The 9906-nt window shown below is 66.2% G+C and carries 10 protein-coding genes; 9 read left to right on the top strand and 1 reads right to left on the bottom strand.

The features are described from left to right. Positions 1–9 precede the first annotated feature (9 nt). The 7 genes from secY (at position 10) to rplQ (ending at position 4575) form a co-directional block, all read left to right on the top strand. A complete protein-coding gene (secY, locus tag QWY76_RS14545; protein WP_126485227.1) occupies positions 10–1341 on the top strand; it encodes a preprotein translocase subunit SecY in 1332 nt (443 codons plus the stop codon). Between the two features lie 77 nt (positions 1342–1418). Beyond that, on the top strand, positions 1419–1532 hold the full coding sequence (rpmJ, locus tag QWY76_RS14540) for a 50S ribosomal protein L36 (RefSeq protein ID WP_008959154.1): 114 nt from the start codon (positions 1419–1421) through the stop codon (positions 1530–1532). Between the two features lie 123 nt (positions 1533–1655). Next, positions 1656–2012, top strand: coding sequence for a 30S ribosomal protein S13 (gene rpsM / locus QWY76_RS14535; protein WP_097790605.1), 357 nt, complete (start codon positions 1656–1658; stop codon positions 2010–2012). A 39-nt stretch (positions 2013–2051) separates the two neighbouring features. Continuing rightward, positions 2052–2438 (top strand): 30S ribosomal protein S11, encoded by a 387-nt coding sequence (gene rpsK / locus QWY76_RS14530; protein ID WP_013331014.1) that lies wholly within the window; start codon positions 2052–2054, stop codon positions 2436–2438. A 12-nt stretch (positions 2439–2450) separates the two neighbouring features. Beyond that, positions 2451–3071, top strand: a complete 621-nt coding sequence (gene rpsD, locus QWY76_RS14525) for a 30S ribosomal protein S4 (RefSeq protein ID WP_290312021.1) — start codon at positions 2451–2453, stop codon at positions 3069–3071. Between the two features lie 82 nt (positions 3072–3153). Next, positions 3154–4152, top strand: coding sequence for a DNA-directed RNA polymerase subunit alpha (locus QWY76_RS14520; protein ID WP_183384457.1), 999 nt, complete (start codon positions 3154–3156; stop codon positions 4150–4152). A gap of 39 nt (positions 4153–4191) precedes the next feature. Next, on the top strand, positions 4192–4575 hold the full coding sequence (rplQ, locus tag QWY76_RS14515; protein ID WP_183384456.1) for a 50S ribosomal protein L17: 384 nt from the start codon (positions 4192–4194) through the stop codon (positions 4573–4575). Between the two features lie 148 nt (positions 4576–4723). On the opposite strand, the gene uvrA is transcribed toward rplQ, so the two are convergent. Beyond that, positions 4724–7585, bottom strand: coding sequence for an excinuclease ABC subunit UvrA (uvrA, locus tag QWY76_RS14510; RefSeq protein ID WP_290312018.1), 2862 nt, complete (start codon positions 7583–7585; stop codon positions 4724–4726). A 160-nt stretch (positions 7586–7745) separates the two neighbouring features. Here uvrA and QWY76_RS14505 point away from each other — a divergent pair, with 160 nt between their 5' ends. Both QWY76_RS14505 and ssb read left to right on the top strand, forming a co-directional pair. Next, positions 7746–9140 (top strand): MFS transporter, encoded by a 1395-nt coding sequence (locus QWY76_RS14505; RefSeq protein WP_290312017.1) that lies wholly within the window; start codon positions 7746–7748, stop codon positions 9138–9140. A gap of 93 nt (positions 9141–9233) precedes the next feature. Then, positions 9234–9890, top strand: a complete 657-nt coding sequence (gene ssb / locus QWY76_RS14500) for a single-stranded DNA-binding protein (protein ID WP_290312016.1) — start codon at positions 9234–9236, stop codon at positions 9888–9890. The last annotated feature ends 16 nt before the right edge of the window (positions 9891–9906 follow it).

Here is a 9906-nt window from a genome sequence, read left to right as displayed (position 1 = left end):
GAGGACTAAATGGCCAAGTCAGGAAACATGCCGGCGATGGGCAGCGGTCTGAGTGAACTCTGGGCGCGTCTGCGCTTCGTGCTCCTCGCCATCGTGGTCTACCGTATCGGTGCCCACATTCCCGTTCCCGGTATCAATCCTGACCAGCTTGCTGCCTTGTTCAGGGAGCAGCAGGGTACCATCCTGGGCATGTTCAACATGTTCTCGGGCGGTGCCCTGGAGCGCATGAGTATCCTCGCCCTGGGCATCATGCCCTACATCTCGGCGTCGATCATCATGCAGCTGCTGACCGCGGTCTCGCCTCAGCTCGAGCAGCTGAAGAAGGAGGGTGAGGCCGGCCGTCGCAAGATCAGCCAGTACACCCGCTACGGTACCGTGCTCCTGGCCTTCGTCCAGGCCACCGGCATGTCGGTGGGCCTGGCCAGTCAGGGCATCGCCTATACGGCCGACTTCAGCTTCTATTTCACCGCCGTCGTGACCTTCGTGTCCGGGGCGGTGTTCCTGATGTGGCTGGGCGAGCAGATCACCGAGAAGGGCATCGGCAACGGCATCTCGCTGCTGATCTTCTCGGGGATCGTCGCCGGCCTGCCCGGTGCCGTGGGCCAGGCCTTCGAACTGGCCCGCAACGAGGGTGCCTGGAACGTGCTGCCGCTGCTGGCCCTGTCCATCCTGGGCATAGCCACCGTGGCCTTCGTGGTGTTCATCGAGCGCGGCCAGCGCCGCATCACGGTGAACTACCCGCGTCGCCAGGTCGGCAACAAGATGTATGCCGGGCAGAGCAGCTACCTGCCGCTCAAGGTGAACATGGCGGGCGTGATTCCGGCGATCTTCGCTTCGAGCATCCTGCTGTTCCCGGCCTCGCTGGGGCAGTGGGTCGGTGCCGGGGAAGGCATGGAATGGCTGCAGCGCGCGTCCCAGGCCCTGGGGCCGGGACAGCCGCTGTACATCTTGCTTTTCGCTGCGGCGGTGGTATTCTTCTGCTTCTTTTACACAGCGCTGGTCTTCAATCCCAAGGATGTCGCCGACAACCTCAAGAAGTCGGGGGCCTTCCTGCCGGGCATCCGCCCCGGCGAGCAGACCGCTCGCTATGTCGACAAGGTCATGACCCGTCTGACCCTGTTCGGTGCCCTCTACATCACCGCGGTTTCCCTGATGCCCCAGTTCCTGATCGTGGCCTGGAACGTGCCGTTCTTCTTCGGCGGTACCTCGCTGCTGATCGTGGTGGTGGTGATCATGGACTTCATGGCTCAGGTGCAGTCGCATCTCATGTCGCACCAGTACGACTCGGTGATGAAGAAGTCCAACCTGAAAGGCTACGGTAGCGGCGGCATCATGCGCTGAGGCGCGCCGCTGGCGAATTGGCGCGCCGCGAGCCGAGCCGTTGGCTCGCGGCGCGAGCCAACTATGGAGATGGAACGATGAAAGTTCGAGCTTCCGTGAAGAAAATGTGCCGCAACTGCAAGATCATTCGTCGCAATGGCGCCGTGCGCGTCATCTGCAGCGAGCCGCGGCACAAGCAGCGCCAGGGATAAGCCCTGACGCTGTACTGAACCGGCGCCGGCATGCCCCTTGCCCTTTGTCAGGGAAAGGGGTATGCTGTTGCGCCTTTTGTAGATGATCCAACGAGCAAGCCGCTCAAATTTCGGAGTAAGCTGATGGCCCGTATTGCAGGCGTCAATATCCCGGACAACAAGCATGCGGCGATCTCGCTGACCTATATCTTCGGGATTGGCCGTACTCGCGCACAGGACATCTGTGTCGCGGCCGGCATCGCGCCGACCACCAAGATCCAGGACCTGTCCTCTGAGGAAGTGGACACCCTGCGTAGTGAAGTCGGCAAGTACACCGTTGAAGGCGATCTTCGTCGTGATGTGACGCTGAACATCAAGCGTCTCATGGACCTGGGTTGCTATCGTGGTCTGCGTCATCGTCGTGGTCTTCCGCTGAATGGTCAGCGTACCAAGACCAATGCGCGTACCCGTAAGGGCCCGCGCAAGCCGATCCGCAAATAACACGCACGTTCTGGCGTAACGACAGGAATAGACATCAACATGGCTAACCCGCGTAGCAACCGTAAGAAGGTTAAAAAGCAGGTCGTGGATGCCGTCGCGCATATCCACGCCTCTTTTAACAACACGATCATTACGATCACAGACCGCCAGGGCAACGCTCTCTCTTGGGCGACAGCCGGTGGTTCGGGTTTTCGTGGTTCTCGCAAGAGCACCCCGTTCGCTGCTCAAGTGGCAAGCGAACGTGCAGCGACCGCTGCAGCCGAGTATGGTGTGAAAAACGTCGACGTGCTGGTCAAAGGCCCCGGTCCGGGTCGTGAATCCGCCGTGCGTGCACTGAATGCCGCCGGCTTCCGCGTGCAAAGCATCACCGACGCGACGCCCATTCCCCACAATGGCTGCCGTCCGCCGAAGAAACGCCGCGTTTAAGGAGACAGATTCATGGCTCGTTATATTGGACCGAAGTGCAAACTGTCTCGTCGTGAAGGCACCGACCTCTTCCTCAAGAGCGGTGTCACTCCCTTCGAGAAGAAGTGCAAATCCGAGCAGATCCCGGGTGTGCACGGCCAGCGTCGTCAGCGTATTTCCGACTACGGCTTGCAGCTTCGCGAGAAGCAGAAAGTACGTCGCATGTACGGCGTGCTCGAGAAGCAGTTCCGCAACTACTACAAGGAAGCGGCCCGCCTGAAGGGCGCGACCGGTGAGCTGTTGCTGCAACTGCTTGAATCCCGACTGGACAACGTCGTCTACCGCATGGGCTTCGGCGCCACGCGTTCCGAGGCGCGTCAGCTGGTCAGCCACAAGGCGATCGCCGTCAACGGCAAGACCGTCAACGTGGCGTCCTACAAGGTCAAGCCGGGTGACGTGGTCTCCGTCCGCGAGAAGGCCAAGAACCAGGCGCGTATCCAGAACGCCCTGAGCATCGCCGCCAACCGTGGCGATGTGGCCTGGATCGAGATCGATGCCAAGAAGATGGAAGGCACTTTCAAGGCTCTGCCTGAACGCGGTGACCTGTCTGCCGACATCAACGAAAACCTGATCGTCGAGCTGTACTCGAAGTAAGCGGTCCGCCGCGGCGCTCCCCGGCGACGGGGAGCGGCCTTCAGTACCGAGTATCCGTTTGGCAGCCTGAAAGGTATTCATAATGCAGCGTTCAGTGACAGAGTTTCTCCGTCCTCGCGACATCAAGGTCGAAGAGATCAGCGCACACCACGCGAAGATCGTGCTGGAACCCTTCGAGCGTGGTTTCGGCCACACCCTGGGGAATGCCCTGCGTCGCATCCTGCTCTCGTCCATGCCCGGCTGTGCCGTGGTGGAGGCCGAGATCGCCGGTGTCGACCACGAGTACAGCGCGATCGAGGGCGTCCAGGAAGATGTCATCGAAATCCTCCTGAACCTCAAGGACGTGGCGCTCAAGATGCACAGCCGCGACGAGGCGGTGCTCTCGCTGAACAAGCAGGGCCCGGCCGTCGTGACCGCGGGTGACATCGCCCTCGACCATGACGTCGAGATCGTCAACCCCGAGCACGTCATCGCGCACGTCAACGAGGGCGCCGAGCTGAAGATGCAGCTCAAGATCGCCCGCGGCCGCGGCTACGAGCCGGCGGACGTTCGCGGCGAGGCGGACGACGAGTCTCGTGCCATCGGCCGCCTGCAGCTGGATGCGACCTTCAGCCCCGTGCGTCGGGTTTCCTACTCCGTCGAGGCCGCGCGTGTCGAACAGCGCACCGACCTCGACAAGCTGATCATCAACCTGGAAACCGACGGCACCCTGGATCCGGAAGAGGCGATCCGTCGCAGCGCGACCATCCTGCAGGAGCAGCTGGCCGCGTTCGTCGACCTGGAAGCCGACAAGGAACAGGAAGTGGAGGAGGAAGAGGATCACATCGATCCGATCCTGCTGCGCCCCGTAGACGATCTCGAGTTGACCGTCCGCAGCGCCAACTGCCTGAAGGCCGAGAACATCTACTACATCGGGGACCTGATCCAGCGCACCGAGGTGGAGCTGCTGAAGACCCCGAATCTCGGCAAGAAGTCCCTGAACGAGATCAAGGACGTGTTGGCCGCCCGTGGTCTGTCCCTTGGCATGCGGCTGGAAAACTGGCCGCCGGCTAGCCTGAAGGACGACAAGGCCTCCGCGTGAGCGTCGACTCGAGTCCCAGTTTGGTAAGGAATCACAACCATGCGTCATCGTAAGAGTGGTCGTCACCTGAATCGTACCAGCTCGCACCGCCAGGCCATGTTCAAGAACATGAGCGTGTCGCTGGTCGAGCACGAAGTGATCAAGACAACCCTGCCCAAGGCCAAGGAGCTGCGTCGCGTCATCGAGCCGCTGATCACCCTGGCCAAGCAGGACAGCGTCGCCAACCGTCGTCTGGCCTTCAGCCGCACCCGCTCCAAGGAAGCGGTCGGCAAGCTCTTCAACGAGCTGGGTCCGCGTTACGCCGAGCGTCCGGGCGGTTACGTCCGTATCCTCAAGTGCGGCTACCGCACCGGCGACAACGCCCCCATGGCCTACGTCGAACTGGTCGACCGTCCGGTCGTCGAGGAAGCCGCCGAGGAGTGATCCTCGCCCGGTGACCTCCGAGGTCCGACAACGCAAACCGGCTCCCCAGGGAGCCGGTTTTTTTATGTCGGGGACGAGGGGTGGGGAGCGGGGGCCGATCACCAGGGCTGGTGAGCGCGGCCGGCAGGGGCGCGATCCTCACGCCTCGTCAGGCCGTGGCCTCCCGCTCCGCCTTGCCGGCCTTCGCGCGCTCCAGCAGCGGCCGGAGGAAGCGCCCGGTGTGGGAGTCCTCGCGGCGGGCGACCTGTTCCGGGGTGCCCTCGGCGATGATCCGCCCGCCCCCGGAGCCGCCTTCGGGGCCGAGATCGATCAGCCAGTCCGCGGTCTTGATCACGTCCAGGTTGTGCTCGATGACCACGATGGTATTGCCGTGGTCGCGCAGCCGGTGGAGCACCGTGAGCAGCTGGCGGATGTCCTCGAAGTGCAGCCCGGTGGTCGGCTCGTCGAGGATGTACAGGGTCTTGCCGGTGTCGCGCTTGGCCAGCTCGCGGGCCAGCTTGACCCGCTGGGCCTCGCCGCCGGAGAGGGTGGTGGCGCTCTGGCCCAGGCGGATGTAGGACAGCCCCACGTCCATCAGCGTCTGCAGCCGGCGGGCGATGGCCGGCACCGGGCTGAAGAACGCCAGGGCCTCCTCCACGGTCATCTCCAGCACCTCGTGGATGCTCTTGCCCTTGTACTGGATCTCCAGGGTCTCGCGGTTGTAGCGCTTGCCCTTGCAGACGTCGCAGGGCACGTAGATGTCCGGCAGGAAGTGCATCTCCACCTTGATCATGCCCTCGCCCTGGCAGGCCTCGCAGCGTCCGCCCTTGACGTTGAAGCTGAAGCGTCCGGGCTTGTAGCCCCGGGCGCGGGCCTCCTGGGTGCCGGCGAACAGCTCGCGGATCGGCGTGAAGATGCCGGTGTAGGTGGCCGGGTTGGAGCGCGGGGTGCGGCCGATGGGGCTCTGGTCGATGTCGATGACCTTGTCGAGGTGATCGAGCCCCTCGATGCGCTCATGGGCCGCCGGCGTCAGCGCCGTGGCCCGGTTGAGCTCCCGGGCGGCGATCGGCATCAGCGTCGCGTTGATCAGCGTCGACTTGCCCGAGCCCGAGACCCCGGTGACGCAGACGAACAGCCCCAGCGGCAGGGTCAGGGTCACGTCCTGGAGGTTGTTGCCGCGGGCACCGCTCAGTACCACCTGCTTTTCCGGGTTGCCGGGGATCCGCCAGGGCGGGACCTCGATGCGCCGCTCGCCGGCCAGGTACTGGCCGGTGAGGGACTCGGGGGTGGCCATGATCAGCTCGGGCGTGCCCTGGGCCACCACCCGGCCGCCGTGGACGCCGGCGCCGGGACCGATGTCGAGGACGTGGTCGGCGGCACGGATGGCATCCTCGTCGTGCTCGACGACGATCACGGTGTTGCCCAGGTCGCGCAGGTGCTCGAGGGTCTTGAGCAGGCGGTCGTTGTCGCGCTGGTGCAGGCCGATGGAGGGCTCGTCGAGGATGTACATCACCCCCACCAGGCCGGCGCCGATCTGGCTGGCCAGGCGGATGCGCTGCGCCTCGCCGCCGGAGAGGGTCTCGGCGCTGCGCTCCAGGTTGAGGTAGTCCAGGCCCACGTTGACCAGGAACTCCAGGCGAGCCTGGATCTCCTTGATGATCTTCTCGGCGATCTCGCCGCGCCGGCCGGGCAGGGCCAGGGCCTGGAAGTAGGCCAGCGCCTCGCCGATGGGCAGGTGGACCAGCGCCGGCAGCGGTCGGTCGTCGATATAGACGTGGCGCGACTCCTTGCGCAGCCGCGAGCCGTGGCAGCTGGGACAGGGCTGGACGGCGATATAGCGGGCCAGCTCCTCGCGCACCGCGCTGGACTCGGTCTCCCGGTAGCGGCGCTGCATGTTGGGCAGCACGCCCTCGAAGGGATGCTCGCGGGTCACCTTGCGGCCGCGGTCGTTGACGTAGTGGAAGGCGATGGCGTCGTGGCCGCTGCCGTGGAGGATGACCTCGCGCTCGTGGCGGGCCAGGTCCTGCCAGGGGGTCTCCAGGGTGAAGCGGTAGTGGTCGGCCACCGCCTGCAGCTGGTTGAAGTAGTAGACGCTGCGCCGGTCCCAGCCCTTGATCACGCCCTCGGCCAGCGACAGCGCGGGGTGGCTGATCAGCTTGTCCGGGTCGAAGTACTGCTGGACGCCGAGGCCGTCGCAGGTGCTGCAGGCGCCGGCCGGGTTGTTGAACGAGAACATTCGCGGCTCGAGCTCGGCGATGGAATAGCCGCAGACCGGGCAGGCGAAGCGCGCCGAGAAGGCGATGTCCTCGGCCTCGCCGTCCATGAAGTGGACCAGCGCGATGCCGTCGGCCAGCCCCAGCGCCGTCTCGAAGGACTCCGCCAGGCGCTGGGCCAGGCCCTCGCGGACCTTGATGCGGTCCACCACCACGCTGATGTCGTGCTTGCGGTTCTTGTCGAGCGGCGCGATGTCGTCGAGCTCGAGCACCTGGCCGTCGACCATGGCGCGCACGAAGCCCTGGGCGCGCAGCTCGGCCAGCAGCTGCAGGTGCTCGCCCTTGCGGCCCTTGACCACCGGGGCCAGCAGCATCAGCTTGCTGCCCTCGGGCAGCGCCAGCACCTGGTCGACCATCTGCGAGATGGTCTGGGCCTCGAGGTCCTCGCCGTGCTCGGGGCAGCGGGGCGTGCCGGCCCGGGCATAGAGCAGGCGCAGGTAGTCGTAGATCTCGGTGATGGTGCCGACCGTGGAGCGCGGGTTGTGGGAGGTGGACTTCTGCTCGATGGAGATCGCCGGCGACAGGCCCTCGATATGGTCGACGTCGGGCTTCTCCATCATCGACAGGAACTGGCGGGCGTAGGTGGAGAGCGACTCCACGTAGCGGCGCTGGCCCTCGGCATAGAGGGTGTCGAAGGCCAGCGAGGACTTGCCCGACCCCGACAGGCCGGTGACCACGATCAGCTTGTCCCGGGGCAGCTCGACGTCGATCTGCTTGAGGTTGTGGGTGCGGGCACCCCTGACCAGAATCCTGTCCATTCCCACCTCGCGAGACACGCCAAAAGGTCGATTATACGTGGCCCCGCGCTGCCCCGGCAAAGCCCCGCCCGGCGGCGGCTTTCCCTGGGGGGTGGCGAGCCGCTAGAATATGCGGTCCATTGCGTTCCGCCAGCCTTCACCCACGGAAAGTCGATCCGCTATGCGAAAGGTCTCAGGACTGCTGTTAGCCTCGGAGCGCCGCGCCATCACCGGCCTGGCCGGGCTCTATGCCTCGCGCATGCTGGGGCTGTTCATGGTGCTGCCGGTGCTGGCCCTGCATGCCGACGACCTGGCCGGGGCCACCCCGCTGCTGGTGGGGCTGGCCCTGGGCGTCTACGGCCTGACCCAGGCGCTGCTGCAGATTCCCTTCGGCCTGCTCTCCGACCGCATCGGCCGCAAGCCGGTGATCGCCGGCGGCCTGGCGCTGTTCCTGCTCGGCAGCGTGGTGGCGGCGCTGGCCGACAGCATCGGCGGGGTGATCCTGGGGCGCTGCCTGCAGGGCAGCGGCGCGGTGGCGGCGGCGATCATGGCGCTGCTGGCCGACCAGACCCGCGAGCAGGTGCGCACCGCCGCGATGGCCACCATCGGCCTGTCGATCGGCGCGGCCTTCGCCGTGGCCATGGTGCTGGGACCGCTGGTCGCGGCGCGCTACGGGCTGGCGGGCATCTTCTGGTTCACCGCCGGCCTGTCCCTGGTGGGCCTCGCCGTGCTGTGGCGGCTGGTGCCGCCGGCGCCGCGCCGCGCCCGGCACCGCGACGTGGGCCTCGACCGCGGCCAGCTGGCGACGATCCTGGGGCGCCTCGACCTGTGGCGCATGGATGCCTCGATCTTCGCCCTGCACCTGATCCTGATGGCGATCTTCGTCGCCGTGCCCTTCCGGCTGGTCGAGGCGGGCATCATCATCGAGCAGCATGGCTGGGTCTACCTGGGCATCATGGCCCTGGCCTTCGTGGCGATGGTGCCGCTGGTGATCGTCGCCGAGAAGCGCCGCCGCATGAAGGCGATGTGCCTGGGGGCGATCGGCGCCATCACCCTGAGCCTCGCCGGGCTGGCGGGGCTCTCCACGGGCTTCTGGGCGCTGATGGGGTGGCTGCTGGTGTTCTTCACCGCCTTCAACCTGCTCGAGGCGACCCTGCCCTCCATGCTCAGCAAGCTCGCCCCGGCCGGGGCCAAGGGCACGGCCATGGGCCTCTACTCCACCAGCCAGTTCCTGGGCGCCTTCCTGGGCGGCGTGCTGGGCGGGGCGTTGTCCCAGCAGTGGGGGCTCTCGGCGGTGTTCCTCGGCTGTGCCATGCTGGGGGTGGCCTGGCTGGGACTGATGCTCGGCATGACAGCGCCGCGACATCTGTCCAGCGAGGTGGTCGCGCTGGACGAAAGCCATCATGATGATGCCCTGGACACCCTGATGGCGCGCTTCGCCGACGTGGCCGGCGTCGAGGACGTGATGGTGGTGCCCGAAGAGCGGCTGGCCTACCTCAAGGTCGATCGCCAGCGCCTCGACGAGCGGGCCCTGGCGGAGCTGGTGGCCCCGGGCAAGGAGCGGGACGGTACCTGATCCCGCCGGGTCGCGAGACCCTGACACGATGGCGAGGCCGGCCTGCCGGCGTCGCCGATTCAGCAGCATTACGCATTCGAGAAGGAGTCAACCATGGCCCGTGGCGTCAACAAGGTCATTCTCATCGGCAACCTCGGCCAGGACCCGGAAGTGCGCTTCACGCCGTCCGGCACCGCGGTGGCCAACCTCAACCTCGCGACCACCGACACCTGGACCGATCGCCAGAGCGGCCAACGCCAGGAACGCACCGAATGGCACCGGGTGGTGATGTTCAACAAGCTCGCCGAGATCTCCCAGCAGTACCTGCGCAAGGGCTCGCGGGTCTACGTCGAGGGGCGCCTGCAGACCCGCAAGTGGCAGGACCAGAACGGCCAGGACAAGTACAGCACCGAGATCGTCGCCAATGACATGCAGATGCTCGACTCGCGCAGCGGCGGCGAGATGGGCGGCGGCATGCCCCCGCAAGGCGGCAACTTCGGTGGCCAGCAGGGCGGCGGCTTCGGCGGTCAGCCCCAGCAGGGCGGTGGCTTCGGCGGTCAGCAAGCGGCGGGCGGCTTCGGTGGCCAGCAGCAGGGCGGCAACTACGGCGGCGGCCAGCCCCAGCCGGCGCCCAACCAGGGCGGTGGCCAGCCCCAGCGCCCGGCGCCCCAGCCGGCGCCCAACCAGGGCGGTGGCCAGCAGCAGGGTGGCAACTACGGGGCGCCGGACCCGGGCAGCTTCGATGATTTCGACGATGAGATCCCGTTCTGATCGAGCCTGTTCTCGG

This window comes from Halomonas maura (assembly GCF_030409305.1).
Taxonomy (GTDB): Bacteria; Pseudomonadota; Gammaproteobacteria; order Pseudomonadales; family Halomonadaceae; genus Halomonas; species Halomonas maura.
This window is presented reverse-complemented; position numbering and strand designations above follow the sequence as displayed.